Annotated in this window: 13 protein-coding genes; 8 read left to right on the forward strand and 5 right to left on the reverse strand. The window is 67.0% G+C overall.

The window, feature by feature from the left end; all coding sequences use genetic code 11:
* Positions 1–202: 202 nt before the first annotated feature.
* Positions 203–1,687 carry a sigma-54-dependent transcriptional regulator gene (locus ACYCO6_RS05910; RefSeq protein WP_459770228.1) on the reverse strand — a complete coding sequence of 495 codons (1,485 nt, stop codon included), beginning with the start codon at positions 1,685–1,687 and terminating at the stop codon, positions 203–205.
* Positions 1,688–1,959: 272 nt separating this feature from the next.
* Between ACYCO6_RS05910 and ACYCO6_RS05915 the strand changes: the two genes are divergently transcribed.
* The 7 genes from ACYCO6_RS05915 to recJ all read left to right on the forward strand — a co-directional run bounded on the left by ACYCO6_RS05915 (position 1,960) and on the right by recJ (position 10,959).
* Entirely contained in the window at positions 1,960–3,831 is a 1,872-nt protein-coding gene (locus tag ACYCO6_RS05915) for a M3 family oligoendopeptidase (RefSeq protein WP_459770231.1), read from the forward strand.
* A 138-nt stretch (positions 3,832–3,969) separates the two neighbouring features.
* Positions 3,970–5,331: an ABC1 kinase family protein gene (locus tag ACYCO6_RS05920; protein ID WP_459770234.1), complete on the forward strand. Its 1,362-nt coding sequence runs from the start codon at positions 3,970–3,972 to the stop codon at positions 5,329–5,331.
* Between the two features lie 122 nt (positions 5,332–5,453).
* On the forward strand, positions 5,454–5,747 hold the full coding sequence (locus ACYCO6_RS05925) for an aa3-type cytochrome c oxidase subunit IV (RefSeq protein ID WP_459770237.1): 294 nt from the start codon (positions 5,454–5,456) through the stop codon (positions 5,745–5,747).
* Positions 5,748–5,954: 207 nt separating this feature from the next.
* Positions 5,955–7,124, forward strand: a complete 1,170-nt coding sequence (locus ACYCO6_RS05930) for a Re/Si-specific NAD(P)(+) transhydrogenase subunit alpha (protein ID WP_459770240.1) — start codon at positions 5,955–5,957, stop codon at positions 7,122–7,124.
* Between the two features lie 22 nt (positions 7,125–7,146).
* The gene (locus tag ACYCO6_RS05935; RefSeq protein WP_459770243.1) at positions 7,147–7,602 is read left to right on the forward strand and encodes a proton-translocating transhydrogenase family protein; all 456 of its coding nucleotides are present in this window, start codon (positions 7,147–7,149) and stop codon (positions 7,600–7,602) included.
* Between the two features lie 4 nt (positions 7,603–7,606).
* A complete protein-coding gene (locus ACYCO6_RS05940; RefSeq protein WP_459770245.1) occupies positions 7,607–9,004 on the forward strand; it encodes an NAD(P)(+) transhydrogenase (Re/Si-specific) subunit beta in 1,398 nt (465 codons plus the stop codon).
* A 128-nt stretch (positions 9,005–9,132) separates the two neighbouring features.
* Positions 9,133–10,959 (forward strand): single-stranded-DNA-specific exonuclease RecJ, encoded by a 1,827-nt coding sequence (recJ, locus tag ACYCO6_RS05945; RefSeq protein ID WP_459770247.1) that lies wholly within the window; start codon positions 9,133–9,135, stop codon positions 10,957–10,959.
* 9 nt (positions 10,960–10,968) lie between these two features.
* Here recJ and ACYCO6_RS05950 read toward each other — a convergent pair whose 3' ends face one another.
* From ACYCO6_RS05950 to ACYCO6_RS05965, 4 genes are all read right to left on the reverse strand, one after another.
* Positions 10,969–11,463 (reverse strand): CAP domain-containing protein, encoded by a 495-nt coding sequence (locus ACYCO6_RS05950; protein ID WP_459770250.1) that lies wholly within the window; start codon positions 11,461–11,463, stop codon positions 10,969–10,971.
* A gap of 129 nt (positions 11,464–11,592) precedes the next feature.
* Positions 11,593–12,666: an HD-GYP domain-containing protein gene (locus ACYCO6_RS05955; RefSeq protein WP_459770252.1), complete on the reverse strand. Its 1,074-nt coding sequence runs from the start codon at positions 12,664–12,666 to the stop codon at positions 11,593–11,595.
* A 111-nt stretch (positions 12,667–12,777) separates the two neighbouring features.
* Positions 12,778–13,038, reverse strand: a complete 261-nt coding sequence (locus ACYCO6_RS05960; protein ID WP_459770255.1) for a hypothetical protein — start codon at positions 13,036–13,038, stop codon at positions 12,778–12,780.
* Positions 13,039–13,444: 406 nt separating this feature from the next.
* On the reverse strand, positions 13,445–14,137 hold the full coding sequence (locus ACYCO6_RS05965; protein ID WP_459770261.1) for a GntR family transcriptional regulator: 693 nt from the start codon (positions 14,135–14,137) through the stop codon (positions 13,445–13,447).
* A 480-nt stretch (positions 14,138–14,617) separates the two neighbouring features.
* Between ACYCO6_RS05965 and oxlT the strand changes: the two genes are divergently transcribed.
* Positions 14,618–15,895 carry an oxalate/formate MFS antiporter gene (gene oxlT / locus ACYCO6_RS05970; RefSeq protein ID WP_459770264.1) on the forward strand — a complete coding sequence of 426 codons (1,278 nt, stop codon included), beginning with the start codon at positions 14,618–14,620 and terminating at the stop codon, positions 15,893–15,895.
* Positions 15,896–15,968: the final 73 nt, after the last annotated feature.

Consider the following 15,968-nt stretch of genomic DNA (forward strand, 5'->3'; position numbering starts at 1 on the left):
TGTGATTATCGGCGCAAGCGTGGCATTCAGCAACCGCAGTCTTCCTGAGGGAGAAGACCGTTCTGATGCCATGCGATCAGGACCAATTCTTGAAAACTTTTAATCTGGCCAATCGTCAGCGCAGCTCACGCTGCGCCGACGCCCGCTCTGTTTCGCTTTGCCCCATGAATTCATCCGGTGCGCTAGCGCACGCGGCACGCAATCAGGCCGCATCCTCGGCTTTGTCGTCACTGTCCAGACCGAGGTCCTTCAGCTTGCGATACAGGGTTGAGCGTCCAATCCCGAGGCGCCGGGACACTTCCGACATGCGCTGGCGGTAATACTGCAGCGCAAAGCGGATGATCTCCGCCTCCAGCACATCCATGGGTTTCATCTCGCCGGTCTCCTCGGCCACGAGGGACATGGCATGCGGATCGCGCACCTCGACGCGCACGATTTCGCGCACCGGCTCGGGAACGTAGGCCGGCATCTGCGGCTGGCTGGGCGCCGCCGGGATACGGACGTCGAATCCCTCGACCTGCGCGGCGATCTGCGGGAACTCCGTCACCGTCAGCTCGTCACCGTCGGCGAGCACCACGGCACGGAAAAGGGCGTTCTCCAGCTGGCGGACATTGCCGGGCCAGGGATAGCGCGTGAGGAGCGCCATCGCCTCCGGGGTGATGGCCCGCACCCGCTTGCCTTCCTCGGCTGAGAAGCGTGCGCAGAACGAGCGGACAAGGTCCGGAATGTCCTCGCGGCGCGCCCGCAGGGGCGGCAGCGTCATCGGGAAGACGTTAAGGCGATAATACAGGTCCTCACGGAACTTGCCCTGCTTCACGAGGTCGAGCAGCGACCGGTTGGTGGCCGAGATGAGGCGGATATCCACCCGCACCGACCGCTTGCCGCCGACCGGATCGACCTCGCCTTCCTGGAGGGCGCGCAGCAGCTTGACCTGCGCATCAAGGGGAAGCTCGCCGATCTCGTCCAGAAACAGCGTGCCGCCGGAGGCCTCGACGAACTTGCCGGCATGCTTCTCAGTGGCGCCGGTGAACGCCCCCTTCTCGTGGCCGAACAATGTCGATTCCACGAGGTTCTCGGGGATCGCGCCGCAATTGACCGTAACGAACGGCTTGCCGCGCCGATCGCCGGAGCCTTGGATGGCCCGGGCGAGCACCTCCTTGCCGACGCCGGACTCGCCCTCGATCAGAACCGGAATGTTGGACTTCGCCGCCCGCTCAGCGAGCCGGATCACCCGCTCCATGTCGGGACTCTTGGAGGTCAGGTCCTTGAAGGTCAGCGCCCCGGAGGCACGGCGGCGCATGCGGCGCACCTCCTCCTCCAAGGTGTCGACCCGCAGCGCGTTCTTGATCGAGACCTGCAGGCGCTCCGCGCCCGCCGGCTTGACCACGAAGTCGACGGCGCCGGCCCGCATTGCGGTGACCACCGTGTCGATCGAGCCGTTGGAGGTCTGGACGATCACCGGCGTGGCGAGGCCGCTCCTGCGCATCTCGGCGAGCACGCCGAGCCCGTCAAGGCCGGGCATGACGAGGTCGAGCAGCACGACGTCCGCGTCCTCGGCCTTCAGCAGCGCGAGCGCATCCGCCCCGGTCTCGGCGACCCGGGCCTCGAAGCCGAATCGGCGCACCGCCGCCTCGGCGAGGCGCCGCTGGACCGGATCGTCGTCCACGATCAGTACGGTGGTGGACATGGCGGCTCCCGGGACGGCACGCGAGGGTCGGACGCACGGCCCGGGTGGCATCCCGGACGCGGGTTCCGATTCGGCGACTGTTTCGTTTCGAACCGGATGGTGACCGAGAGACGTAAAGTGCCGCTTAACGACGTTTCACCCGCTCCGTCATGGCATCGTCATGGCATCGCGGGGAACATGGCCAACCGGCCACGTTGAACGCGTGGCGGCGCATTCGATATCAGGGTACGGAGGCCGGGATCCGCCAAGGTCCCCTGAGAGGAACGCACGACATGATGCCGAGCCACACCGCGTCGCCGGTGAGCGTCCGTCTGCCGGAAGGCGTGAGCGCCGCGCGGGCCGCCGCAAAGGCCGTCGACCTCGGTCATCTCCCGGAATGGGATCTGTCGGACCTGTATTGCGGCCTCGACGACCCGGAATTCGCTGCCGACATGACCCGCGCCGAGGAGGATTGCCGACGGTTTTCGGAAGCCTACTCCGGTCGCATCGTGGAGATCGCCGGGGCTGCCGGCGCATCGGAACGCCTCGCCGAGGCCGTGAAGGCCTACGAGGCGATCGAGGACCTGCTCGGCAAGCTGATGTCGTTCGCCGGCTTAGTCTATTCCGGCGACACCACTGACGAGGCCCGGGCGAAGTTTTACGGCGACACGCGCGAGCGCCTGACCAATGCCTCTGCCGACCTCCTGTTCTTCGCCCTGGAGCTGAATCGGGTTGATGACGGGGTGATGAACGCCGCGATGGCCGAGGGACCGCTCGCCCATTACGCGCCCTGGATCGAGGATCTGCGCCGGGAGAAGCCGCACCAGCTCGACGACCGTACCGAGAAACTTTTCTTGGAGAAATCGGTCACGTCGAATGCCGCCTGGGACCGGCTGTTCAACGAGACCATCGCCTCCCTGCGCTTCACGGTTCAGGGCGAAGAGATGCCGCTGGAGCCAACCCTCAACAAACTCCAGGATCCGGATGGTGCCGTCCGCAAGGAGGCTGCCGGGGCAATCAGCGAGGTTCTACGGGGTCAGCTCCGGGTATTCACGCTGATCACCAACACGTTGGCGAAGGACAAGGAGATCTCCGACCGCTGGCGCGGGTTCAAGGACGTGGCCGACGCGCGCCATCTCTCCAACCGGGTCGAGCCCGAGGTCGTCGAGGCTCTGGTGGATGCCGTCCGGGCCGCCTATCCGCGCCTGTCGCACCGCTATTACAGGCTCAAGGCGAAGTGGTTCGGGCAGGAGACGCTGCCCTATTGGGACCGCAACGCGCCGCTGCCGAAGGTCGAGCAGCGCACGATTCCCTGGACGGAAGCCCGCGACACGGTACTCTCCGCCTACGACTCGTTCTCACCGAGGATGGCTGGGATCGCGAAGCGCTTCTTCGACGATCGCTGGATCGACGCGCCGACCCGACCCGGCAAGGCACCCGGCGCCTTCGCGCACCCGACCGTACCCTCCGTCCACCCCTACGTGCTGGTGAACTACCAGGGCAAGCCGCGGGACGTGATGACGCTGGCCCATGAGCTGGGGCACGGCGTCCACCAGGTTCTGGCCGGCCCGAACGGCGCCCTGATGGCCCCAACCCCCCTGACGCTCGCCGAGACCGCGAGCGTGTTCGGCGAGATGCTGACCTTCCGCAAGCTGCTCGGGGCCACCACCGATCCGACCCAGCGCCGGGCGATGCTCGCCGCCAAGGTCGAGGACATGATCAACACGGTGGTTCGCCAAATCGCCTTCTACTCGTTCGAGCGGAAGGTGCATCTGGCCCGCGCGAAAGGCGAGCTGACCCAGGATCAGATCAACGCCCTCTGGCTCTCGGTCCAGGCGGAATCCCTCGGCCCGGCCATCACGCTGGATGCGGGTTATGAGCCCTTCTGGGCCTACATCCCGCACTTCATCCACTCGCCCTTCTACGTCTACGCCTACGCGTTCGGAGACTGCCTCGTGAACTCGCTCTACGGGGTCTACGCCCGGGCCGAGGAGGGCTTCGTGGAGCGCTACTTCGCGTTGCTCTCCGCAGGTGGTTCGAAGCCCTACGGTGAGTTGCTCGCCCCGTTCGGCCTGGATGCGAAGGATCCCGGCTTCTGGCAGATCGGTCTGGGAATGATCGAGGGGATGATCGCGGAGCTGGAGGGGATGGAAGGGCAGGCGTGATGGGTGGCCCAGGGGCGGCCGTCGATCCCGTCCGGGCGTGCCGGCCCGCCTGATCCCCGCGGCGCAGGGACCCATGCCCCTGGTGTCTGCTGAAGCGCGGCATATCTCCCGCGCAGCAGCAGACAAGCAGATCGAGAGATGGCCGAGACTGATCGCGAAGCCAACCGCTTCTCCGCCCGCGCCGGGCGCTATGCCAGCGTGGGCGCCAATGTCGGCGGGGTCGCCGCCCGCATGGCCATGTCCCGGCTCTTCGGCAAGGAGGGCACCACCAACGCGGCCGCTCTGGCCCAGGCGCTGGGGGGGTTGAAGGGGCCGATCATGAAGGTGGCCCAGCTCCTGGCCACCGTGCCGGACCTGCTGCCGCCTGAATATGCCGCGGAGCTTCAGAAGCTTCAGGCCGATGCCCCTCCGATGGGCGCTGCCTTCGTCCGGCGGCGGATGCAGTCCGAGTTGGGACCCGGCTGGCAGGAACGGTTCGGCAGCTTCGATCTGAAGCCGGCCGCTGCGGCCTCGTTGGGTCAGGTTCACCGCGCCACCGCCAAGAGCGGCGAGCGGCTCGCCTGCAAGCTCCAGTATCCCGATATGCAGTCAGCCGTGGAAGCCGACCTCAAGCAGCTCGAACTCGCCTTCGCACTGCATCGCCGCATGAATTCCTGGCTCGACACCCGCGAGATCGCTAAGGAGATCGGTGCGCGGGTCCGTGAGGAACTCGATTACGAGCGCGAGGCCAAGCACGCGGCCCTCTACGGCGCGGTGCTCAAGGACATCGACGCGGTGCGCGTCCCGCGCGTCTTCCCGGACCTCTCCACCAAGCGCCTGCTGACGCTGGGCTGGCTCGACGGCGACAAGATCCTGGGCTTCGCCGAGGAGCCGGTCGAGGTGCGCAACCGAATCGCGCAGTCGATGTTCAAGGCGTGGTGGCACCCGTTCAGCCGAGCCGCGGTGATTCACGGCGACCCGCATCTCGGCAACTACACGGTCTTCTCGGAGGACGGCGAGGCTGCCGGCATCAACCTGCTGGATTATGGCTGCGTGCGGATCTTCCACCCGCGATTCGTCGGCGGGGTCGTGGACCTCTACCGCGGGCTTCTGGAGAACGACGATGCTCGCATTGTCCACGCCTACGAGGTCTGGGGCTTCAAGAACCTCGACCGGGAGAAGATCGAGATCCTGAACATCTGGGCCCGCTTCATCTACGGGCCCCTCCTGGAGGACCGAACCCGCACCGTAGCTGACGGCGTCAAGCCCGGCGAGTACGGCCGGCGCCAGGCCTTCGAAGTGCATCAGGCCCTCAAGGAGCGCGGACCCGTGACCGTGCCGCAGGAATTCGTGTTTATGGATCGTGCGGCCGTGGGGCTCGGCGCGGTATTCCTCCACTTAAGGTCCGAACTTAACTACCACCGGTTGTTCGAGGCCGAGATCGAGCACTTCTCCCTCGACAAGCTCACGGAGCGGCAGGGCAGGGCCCTCTCTGAGGCGGGACTTCCGAAGCCCGCCTGAAACCCTTCGGAGATCCACCGAGAGAGCGATCAACTTGCGTGCGTCCGATTGCGGCAGGTAAACGCTTGAGCTACATCCCACCGTGACCGCAAGAAGTCGCGTCTTAGGGAAACGAGCGCACGATGGCTGAGAGTGACACGGTGGCTGGGCACACCTACAGCCCGGCGATGGACGCGGGGACCCACGAGCAGACCTACCGCGGCTTCGTCCGCTTCGTCGAGATCGCGACGGGCGTCGTGGTGTGCTGGGTGCTCGCCCTGGCCGTCGGGGGCATCCGGGAAGCGTGGCTTCTGGCGATCCTCGGTGTGATCGTAGCGGGCGCGGCCGGGGCCGTGGGTGCCCTGGCTCCCGCCATCAGCTGGCGCGGACCGCTCGTCGTCGGCATCCTGCTGCTTCTTTACCTCTTCTTCGCCTAACCTTGTCGGGGCGGTCGAGGCACCGCCCGTCTCGAGGAAGAGCCCGCTCGCGAGAAGCAGAGCGGGCTCTCGACGCGTGACCGTCGAGCCGAGCTGACTCAGGTTACATTCGGCCCTTTTCCATCATCCCATCCCAGCTCCCCGCACTCGAAAAGCCGCGTCGGTTCGCGCATTCGAAGGGCCGAGCTTATCCAGGGGAAACCTCGCATGCGCATTGCTGTGCTGTCCGAGACGGACTCCGCGGAACCGCGCGTGGCCGCGGTCCCGGAGACCGTCAAGAAGTTCAAGGCGCTCGGCGCCGACGTGGTGGTGCAGTCGGGCGCCGGCATGAAGGCCGGGATCCTCGATTCCGAATATGAGGCTGCCGGGGCGAGCATCGCCGGGAGTGCCGCCGACGCCGCCCGCGACGCCGATCTCGTCCTCAAGGTCCGCCGCCCGGGCGCCGAGGAGCTGCCGCTCTTCAAGCACGGCGCCACGGTCGTGGCGATCATGGACCCCTACGGCAACGAGACCGCCCTCAAGGCCATGGCCGAGGCCGGCGTCTCGGGCTTTGCCATGGAGCTGATGCCGCGCATCACCCGCGCGCAGGTCATGGACGTGCTGTCCTCGCAGGCGAACCTCGCGGGCTACCGCGCCGTGGTCGACGGCGCGGCCGAGTACGGCCGCGCCATGCCGATGATGATGACCGCCGCCGGCACGGTTCCGGCCGCCCGGGTCTTCGTGATGGGCGTCGGCGTCGCGGGCCTCCAGGCCATCGCCACGGCCCGCCGCCTCGGCGCGGTCGTGACCGCCACCGACGTGCGCCCGGCCACGAAGGAGCAGGTCGAATCGCTCGGCGCCAAGTTCGTCGCCGTGGAGGATGACGAGTTCAAGCAGGCCGAGACCGCGGGCGGCTACGCCAAGGAGATGTCGGCCGAGTACCAGAAGAAGCAGGCCGAGCTCGTGCGCGGCCACATCGCCAAGCAGGACATCGTCATCACCACGGCCCTGATCCCGGGCCGTCCGGCGCCGAAGCTCGTCTCCGAGGAGATGGTCGCGTCGATGAAGCCCGGTTCGGTCCTGGTGGATCTCGCGGTGGAGCGCGGCGGCAACGTCGCCGGCGCGAAGGCCGGCGAGGTCGTCACCACCGAGCGCGGGGTGAAGATCGTCGGCCACACCAACGTGCCGGGCCGCCTCGCCGCCACCGCGTCGAGCCTCTACGCGCGCAACCTCTACGCCTTCGTCGAGACGCTGATCGACAAGGAGACGAAGGCGCTGGCCATCAACTGGGACGACGAGCTGGTGAAGGCCACCAACCTGACGCGTGACGGCTCCGTCGTGCACGCGTCCTTCCAGCCGAAGGCCGAGACCGCCGCGCCGGCGGTCGGCGCCGCCTGATCCGATCGCGAGGGAAACCAGCATGGCAAACGTCGTCGTTCCTCCCGATCAGGCGGCCGATCAGGCCCGCGTGCTGGCCGACGCCGCGCGCGCCGCGGCCGCGGTCGCCCGCAACGCCGCCGACCAGGCCCAGGCCATCGCCGACGGCATGGGCCACGGGCTCAGCGCCGCCACCGGCGGCGCGGTCGATCCCACCGTGTTCCGGCTGGCGATCTTCGTGCTGGCGATCTTCGTCGGCTACTACGTGGTCTGGTCGGTGACCCCGGCGCTCCACACGCCGCTGATGTCGGTCACCAACGCGATCTCGTCGGTGATCATCGTCGGCGCGATCCTGGCGGTCGGCGTCCCGCTGATCGAGAAGGGCACCGGGCTCGCCCGGTTCTTCGGCTTCATCGGCATCGTGCTCGCCAGCGTGAACATCTTCGGGGGCTTCCTCGTCACGCAGCGCATGCTCGGCATGTACAAGAAGAAGGGCTGAGCCGGTGTCCGAGAACGTCTCCTCCCTTCTGTATATCGTCGCCGGCGTCCTGTTCATCATGGCGCTGCGGGGGCTCTCGCACCCCACCACCTCCCGTCAGGGCAACCTGTACGGCATGGTCGGCATGGGGCTGGCCATCCTGACCACCCTGATCGGCCATCCGCCGGCTGGGATCGGCGCCTGGGTGCTGGTCCTGCTCGGCCTCGGGATCGGCGGCGGCGCCGGCGCGGTGATCGCCAAGCGCGTGCCGATGACCGCGATGCCGCAGCTCGTGGCGGCCTTCCACTCGCTGGTGGGTCTGGCGGCGGTGTTCGTGGCGGCCGGGGCGCTCTACGCGCCGCAGGCCTTCGGGATCATCGAGAACGGCCACTTCCACAAGCAGTCGCTGTTCGAGATGGGGCTGGGCGTGGCCATCGGCGCCATCACGTTCACCGGCTCGGTGATCGCCTTCGCCAAGCTCGACGGGCGGATGTCCGGCAAGCCGATCCTGCTGCCGCAGCGCCACCTGATCAACGGGCTGCTGGCCGCGGGCCTCGTGCTGCTGATCGCGCTGTTCATCGGCACCGAGTCGAAGGCCCTGTTCTGGCTGATCGTCATCGCCGCGCTGGTTCTGGGCGGTCTGATCATCATCCCGATCGGCGGCGCCGACATGCCGGTGGTCGTGTCGATGCTCAACTCCTACTCGGGCTGGGCGGCGGCCGGCATCGGCTTCACCCTGGGCAACCTCGCGCTGATCATCACCGGCTCGCTGGTCGGCTCCTCGGGCGCGATCCTGTCCTACATCATGTGCCACGCGATGAACCGGTCGTTCATCTCGGTCATCCTGGGCGGGTTCGGCGGCGACACCGCCGCGGCCGGCACGGGCCAGGTCGAGACGCGGCCGGTGAAGCAGGGCTCGGCCGACGACGCGGCCTACATCATGAAGAACGCCGAGCGGGTGATCATCGTCCCGGGCTACGGCATGGCGGTCGCCCAGGCGCAGCACAGCTTGCGCGAGATGGCCGACATGCTGAAGAAGGAAGGCGTCGACGTGAAGTACGCCATCCACCCGGTGGCGGGCCGCATGCCGGGTCACATGAACGTGCTGCTGGCCGAGGCGAACGTGCCCTACGACGAGGTGTTCGAGCTGGAGGACATCAACGGCGAGTTCCCGCAGGCCGATGTGGCCTTCGTGATCGGCGCCAACGACGTCACCAACCCGGCGGCCAAGACCGACAAGGCCTCGCCGATCTACGGCATGCCGATCCTCGACGTGGAAAAGGCCAAGACCGTGCTGTTCATCAAGCGCGGCATGGGCTCGGGCTACGCGGGCGTCGAGAACGAGGTGTTCTTCCGCGACAACACCATGATGCTGTTCGGCGACGCCAAGAAAGTCGTCGACAACATTCTCAAGTCACTCTGAACCGTCCATCCTCGGATGGTTCGGCGGGGCGGGCAGCGATGCCCGCCCTTTGTCGTTTCGCCGCGGTAATCCATCCATGAAGCGCTGTTGCGGCCACGCCCGGGATTCTCGGCGCGCGCCCGTGTAGGATGACAGCCGTGTCCTGCGCCCCGCTCCTCGCCGATTCGCCGCCCTTCCTGGGTGTTGCCGCCTCCGTGACCGGCCGGCGCTGGCAGGAGCGTTGTGCCAGCGGGGCCGTACAGAATCAGATCGCCAAGATGGTGCAGGCTCATGGCCTGCCCGAGCTTCTGGCCCGGGTGCTGGCCGGCCGCGGGGTGGAGCCCGAGGGGGCTGCACGCCATCTGGCGCCGCGCCTGCGCGACCTGATGCCGGACCCCGACACGCTGCTCGACATGGACGCAGCCGTGCAGCGGCTTACGCGCGCCGTGCGACGCGGCGAAACCGTGGCGGTATTCGGCGACTACGATGTCGACGGTGCGGCGAGCGCGGCTATCCTGGCGGGCTATCTGCGCGATCTCGGCCTGAAGGCGCCGATTCACATCCCAGACCGGATCACGGAAGGCTACGGCCCAAACATAGCCGCCATCAAAACGCTGGCCGCTGAAGGCGCGACGCTCCTGGTTTGCGTCGATTGCGGCACGAGTGGTCACGGTCCCCTGGAGGATGCCGAAAAATCGGGGCTCGACGTGATCGTGCTCGATCACCACGCCGCCTCCGAGGTGCTGCCGCCGGCTCGAGCCGTCGTGAATCCCAATCGCCTCGACGACCTGTCGGGTCTCGGCCATCTCTGCGCCGCCGGCGTCGTGTTCCTGACTCTGGTCGCCCTCAATCGTACCCTGCGCCTAGAGGGCTTCTTCGGTCCACGTCGATCCGAGCCGCGCCTGACCGACGCCCTTGACCTCGTGGCGCTCGCGACAGTTGCCGATGTTGTGCCGCTCGTCGGGCTCAACCGCGCCTTCGTGGCGCAGGGCCTGACGGTGATGCGCCATCGCGGCCGGACCGGCCTCGCGGCTCTTCTCGACGCCGCTTCCCTCAGCGAGCCTCCGGAGGCCTGGCACCTCGGTTTCGTGCTCGGCCCGCGCATCAATGCCGGAGGCCGGATCGGCGACTCTGCCCTGGGCGCCCGCTTGCTGACCACGGCCGATCCCGTGGAGGCGGCCCGTATCGCCGCCGATCTCGATCGCCTCAACCGGGAGCGTCAGGCCATCGAGGCCCAGGCCGTCATGGAGGCCGAAGCCGAGATGGACCGCGCACTGACGCGGGATCCGTCCCGCCCCATACTCGTGACGGCGAACGTCGATTGGCATCCGGGTGTCGTCGGGTTGATCGCATCACGTCTCAAGGAGCGTTTCAACCGCCCGGCTTTCGCCTTCGCGATCCGGCCCGACGGCAGCGCCACCGGCTCCGGGCGCTCGATTGCCGGAGCCGATCTCGGCATGGCCGTGCGCGCCTGCGTCGCGGCCGGCCTCGCCAGCAAAGGCGGCGGCCATGCCATGGCAGCCGGCGTCACCGTGCGGGCTGAAGATATCCCGCGCTTCGAGGCGCATCTGGGCATGCTTCTCAGCGCGAGCGTCGCCGTCGCGCGGGCGGCCGATGCCCTGCTGATCGATGGCGGCCTCAGCGCCGGGGGCGCGACCGCGGAGACGGTCCGGCTGCTCCAGCGGGCAGGGCCCTTCGGTCAGGGTGCACCCGAGCCGCTCTTCGCGCTCGGTCGCCATCGCCTCGTCGATGCGGCGGTGGTCGGGTCGGGTCATGTCCGGGCGCGCCTGCGTAGCCGGGACGGGCAGGCCGTAGGGGCGATCTGTTTCCGGGCGGCCGAGCGCCCGCTCGGAGTGGCCCTGCTGAACGGCATCGGCCGGGAGATGCACGTTGCCGGCACTCTGTCCTGCGACCGGTGGCGCGGCGCGGAACGGGCCCAGCTGCGAATCGTCGATCTCGCGCCGGCTGACGCGTGACGCGGCCGCTCAGCCGCCCGCCATCACCAGCGCCCAGAAGCGCTTGTAGCGCGTCCCCGGGGCGTCGACGCGGGCGATCCCGATTCGCCGGATCTGCGGGAGCAGCATGTTCTTGTTGTGCTCCGGGCTCGCTTTCCAGCGGGCGAGCACCTGATCCAGCGTCTCCGAGCCCGCGCTGAGATTCTCGGCGGCCCAGGATTTCGCCAAGCCGGCCGAAGCCATGCGGGACGTGAAGGTGCCACCGATCTCGTGGCTAAGCTGCCCGTGACGGGCATTATTGCCGGCTTGGAAGGCTGCGGCCTTCACCAGAATCGGGTCCACCACCACGGGGCTTAAGCCATGTTGGACCCGGTAGGCCGAGATCGCCGCCGCAGCCGCCGTCTCGTCGAGCACCGCCGGCTGCGTCGCATTCTCAACGGTCTGCTCAGCAATGAAGGGGAGGCCACCGCACCCTGCGAGGGCAAGGGGAACGGCGGCGGCGATGGCAAGGGTCAGCTTCGACACGGTTCGGGCGGCGCGGTTTGAGGGAATCGCGCGCTTCCCTCCGGCTGTCTTGCGGCGAAAGCGCGGCGTCCCCGACGCACCGCGGACGGTTCCGGTTGTCCGTGGCAGGCGAGCCACGGTTCTGACCCGTCACGCCGCCAGGGCATCACTTCCGAGCATAGCCGGCGCGAAGGCGCGCAGCAGATCCGGGTCCAGGTGACCCGTGCTGTCGACCATGATGGCCAGCGCTTCCGCCGCGCTGGCGGGCTGCCGATAGGTTCGGCGCTCCGTGAGCGCCGAGAATACGTCGCAGATGGTCACGATCCGCACGAGGTCGCTGATCGCCGCCCCGGCGAGATGATCCGGGTAGCCCTTTCCGTCGAGGCGTTCATGGTGGTGACGCACCACGTCGATCACCTCTTCCTCGAACTCGCCCTGCGCCCGGAGCAGGTCGGCGCCGATATCCGGATGCCGCTGCATGAGCCGGAATTCCTCGGGATTGAGCGGTCCGGGCTTGTTCAGAATCTCGGTCGGGATGCGCGACTTGCCGATGTCGTGCAGGAGTGCGGAGCGGACAAGCCGCCCGAGGTCGATCCGGCTCAGCCCGATCTGGGCGCCGAAGGTCGCGGCATGCCCGGCAACGCCGAGCGTGTGCTGGTAGACGCCGATGTCGTGACGCCAGACCTCGGCGAGCCAAGCCGAGATGCCAGTTTCCGAAACAGCCGCCAGGACCAGTTCGGTGCCTCGGTCGACATCGGCGCGCTGAAGCCCGGCCCCGAGGGCAGCGCTGTCGAACATCTCGGCGACGATCGCGGTGGCGCCGGCGACGCGATCCTGCAATCTCCGTTGGCGCGTCTCAGCAGACCGGGTGGCCTCCTCGATCATCGAGAAGACATTCGACAGCACGAGCTGGCGCGGGGCTGCAGCCGGAATCTGGCGCATATGCGGCGCAGCCGGCAGGGGATCTCCGCGGACAAGAACGAGGCGCGGGACCGGCTGGCCGTGGAAGACGAGGGCCGGCTCCAGCTTGGCAGCCTGCGTCGGGGGCAAATCCAAGACGATAAGATGGGGACGGCCCGGGGGCACCGCCGCGCCAGCCGGGATAGCCCGGCAATTCATCACCAGCGCAACCGCCCGTTCCAGGGCCGCGCGTTCGGACGGTCGGTCCGAGATCAGCAGGACGAAGGGGCCGTCCGAGAAGCGCGAAAGAGAGCCGAGGGCCAACGCGGTTGCTCCTCGCCCGCATGGTCAACGATCCGTTGACCTTATCGCGAAGCCTTGAGGAAAGCGTTAACCCTACGCATTCTCCGGCGCGATCGCGCCAGAAGGCCACTCTTAGGCGAGCTTGGCGCCGCCGACATCATGGGCCAGCTTAACCGGAGCGCGGCCGGTGCCGGAGGCGGGGCTCAGGAAATCGGCCTGCGTCACGGTCAGCAGGGCCTGACAGGCTGCGAACGCTACGAAAATGAATTGAGGAAGCTGGCGACCATTGGGCAGTCCGGAGTCGCTGAACGGCCCTGTATGTTGCGGCGCAAAAATGCCATATCGCACCGCAAACTGGTATGCCAAGCCGCGAATGACAATCATTACGCGCATGCATTGGCTGCAAGAGAGGAGTCGGATTGCTTGGAACGATGGCGTTCACATACGCCTAGAAGGCGCGCCCAAAAGAAATTCGCCGTGAAACCAGAGCAAATTTGATGTTGCAGTGCAGCCGGACTGGTGCCGCCGCACGGTCCACGGACCAATAGTCCGAGTAGGTCGGACCATGGCACTTGCCATCGCTAGGCCTCGTCCCGCGGACTATCCCTCACGGCCAAGGGGCTCGCATCCGTGTCCGATAGAAGAAACGTCCCGCGCCGCGGGATAACGTGCCATCGGAGAGCTCGTCCGGCAGGACGCGCTCCCGCTCGCGTTCGGGCGGAGGGCAAAAACAGTCCGGAGAAGTCACGCCCCTTTCCCCTTTAGAGCGGAGCCCGCGACCGCTTCCGCTGGGGGCGGATCAGTCCAGGTAGTCGCCGTAGGTGTCGACGTGTTCTGCCAAGCCGAGGCCATGCTGGCGCACGAGACGTTCGGCGAGGTCTGCATCCCTGGCCTCCAGGGCTGCAATGATAGCCACGTGTTCGCGGATCGAGTTCTCTGCCCGATCGCCTTGGCGCAGGGCCGTGCTGCGGATCCCGCGGACGTGCATCAGAAGATTGCTCGTCAGCTCGGCGATCGGCTCGCAATGCCCGAGGGCGATGATCCGCTGGTGGAAACGGATGTTCGCATCCGAATACTCGTCGATATGCTCGGACGGTTGCCCCTCGTAGAACTCCGGGAACGATTCTCGCAGCGAGCGGAGTTGCGCGTCGGTAGCTCGGGTACAGGCGAGGCGGGCCGCCATGCTCTCCAGCGCCGTCCAGGCGTGGATCATCCCGACGATTTCTCGCTTGTTCTTCTTGATGACGAAGACGCCGCGCCGCGCCTCGGAGCGGACGAATCCCTCCTGCTCCAAGACGGTGAGAGCCTCCCGCACCGGGGTGCGGCTCACGCCGAGATCCTGCGACAGCTTCCGCTCATCAAGGCGCACCTCGTCCGGACGCCCATAGATGTCCATGTTGGTGATGGCAGTCTTGAGCGCCTCGTAGGCCAAGGTCCGGAGACTGGAGCTGGCGACGATCGGCTTAACGCTCAACGGTTCGGAGTTCGACATCCCTCGTCCAGTCGGCTCACAGGCATGATTTCTCGCACGCGTTCTCTGTCGTGCGCTCATAAGCGGACTAACCCAAACCTTTTCCAGTTCCTAGTCTATCACGTGCGGGTCCCACAGACCTGTGACCGCTGGCCCGCCCGCGTCGACCCGCGCGCCGCGAAAACGCGGCTGGCCGGATCGTGAATTTGCCGCACGTCCGGCCCTGCGATTTAATCCAATCCGCAAATCCTGTATTTTTATGCAGGCTCGATTGACAGTCTTCGGCGATATCAGCACGATCCTGCTGGCATACCGTCGACCATTCGATATTCGGCGCTGGCTTGGCCGACGAGCGCCGAAAGACCCGAGACTTTGTTTGACGGCCGGTCAAGAATTTTTCGACGGACGTCGGCCGCTTTGTTCTGCCAAGCCGGGTTCAATCAGGGCATAAAAACCGTCTGAGAACAGACGCCGACAATAAACTGCTTAGGAGGGAAGCGTATGTCCGAGATTCAAAAACCGATAGGTCGGGGCCGCTGGCTACAGCTGGCCTTCGGCGTCGTGTGCATGTGCATGATCGCCAACATGCAATACGGCTGGACCTTCTTCGTAAACCCGATGCAGGAGCGTCACGGCTGGGACCGTGCAGCGATCCAGGTCGCCTTCACGCTGTTCGTCGTCACCGAGACTTGGCTGGTGCCGATCGAGGGCTGGTTCGTCGACAAATACGGCCCGCGCATCGTCACCCTGTTCGGAGGCCTGCTCTGCGCAGTCGCCTGGGTGATGAATTCCTATGCCGATTCGCTCACCATGCTCTACGTCGCTGCCGCGATCGGCGGGACGGGCGCGGGCGCGGTCTACGGCACCTGCGTGGGCAACTCCCTGAAGTGGTTCCCGGATCGCCGCGGGCTCGCCGCCGGCATCACCGCGATGGGCTTCGGTGCCGGCTCGGCGCTGACCGTCGTGCCGATCCAGGCCATGATCAAGTCGCAGGGCTACGAGGCCGCGTTCTTCTACTTCGGCATCGGGCAGGGCGTGATCGTGATGCTGCTCGCGCTCTTCCTGCGCGCGCCGGTCAAGGGTCAGGTTCCGGAGGTGGCGCGGGTCAGCCAGTCGAAGCGCGACTACAAGCCCTCCGAGATGGTCCGCACCCCGATCTTCTGGGTGATGTACGCGATGTTCGTCATGATGGCCGCCGGCGGCCTGATGGCGACCGCGCAGCTCGGCCCCATCGCCAAGGACTTCAAGATCGCCGACGTGCCGGTGTCGCTGCTCGGCATCACGCTGCCGGCGCTCACCTTCGCGGCGACCCTGGACCGGGTGCTCAACGGCGTGACGCGGCCGTTCTTTGGCTGGGTCTCCGACCATATCGGCCGCGAGAACACGATGTTCCTGTCCTTCGCGATTGAGGGGCTGGGGATCTACGCGCTGAGCCAGCTGGGCCAGAACCCGATCGCCTTCGTGCTGCTCACGGGTCTGGTGTTCTTCGCCTGGGGTGAGATCTACTCGCTGTTCCCGGCGACCTGCGGTGACACCTTCGGGTCGAAATATGCGGCCACCAATGCCGGCCTGCTCTACACGGCCAAGGGAACGGCGGCGCTGATCGTGCCCTATACCAGCGTGCTCACGACCATGACCGGGAGCTGGCACGCGGTGTTCCTGGCCGCGGCCGCGCTCAACATCCTGGCCGCCCTGCTGGCGCTCTTCGTGCTGAAGCCGATGCGCGCGGCCTACACCAAGAAGCCCGAGGCGAGCCTCGAGCCGGTTATGGCCCAGTAGCCGTCACCGCGACGACAAAAAGAGCCCGGCGCCGGCTTTACCGGCGCCGGGCTTCTGCATACCCGGAGCCGGA

The sequence above is a fragment of the Methylobacterium sp. CM6257 genome, assembly GCF_054611515.1.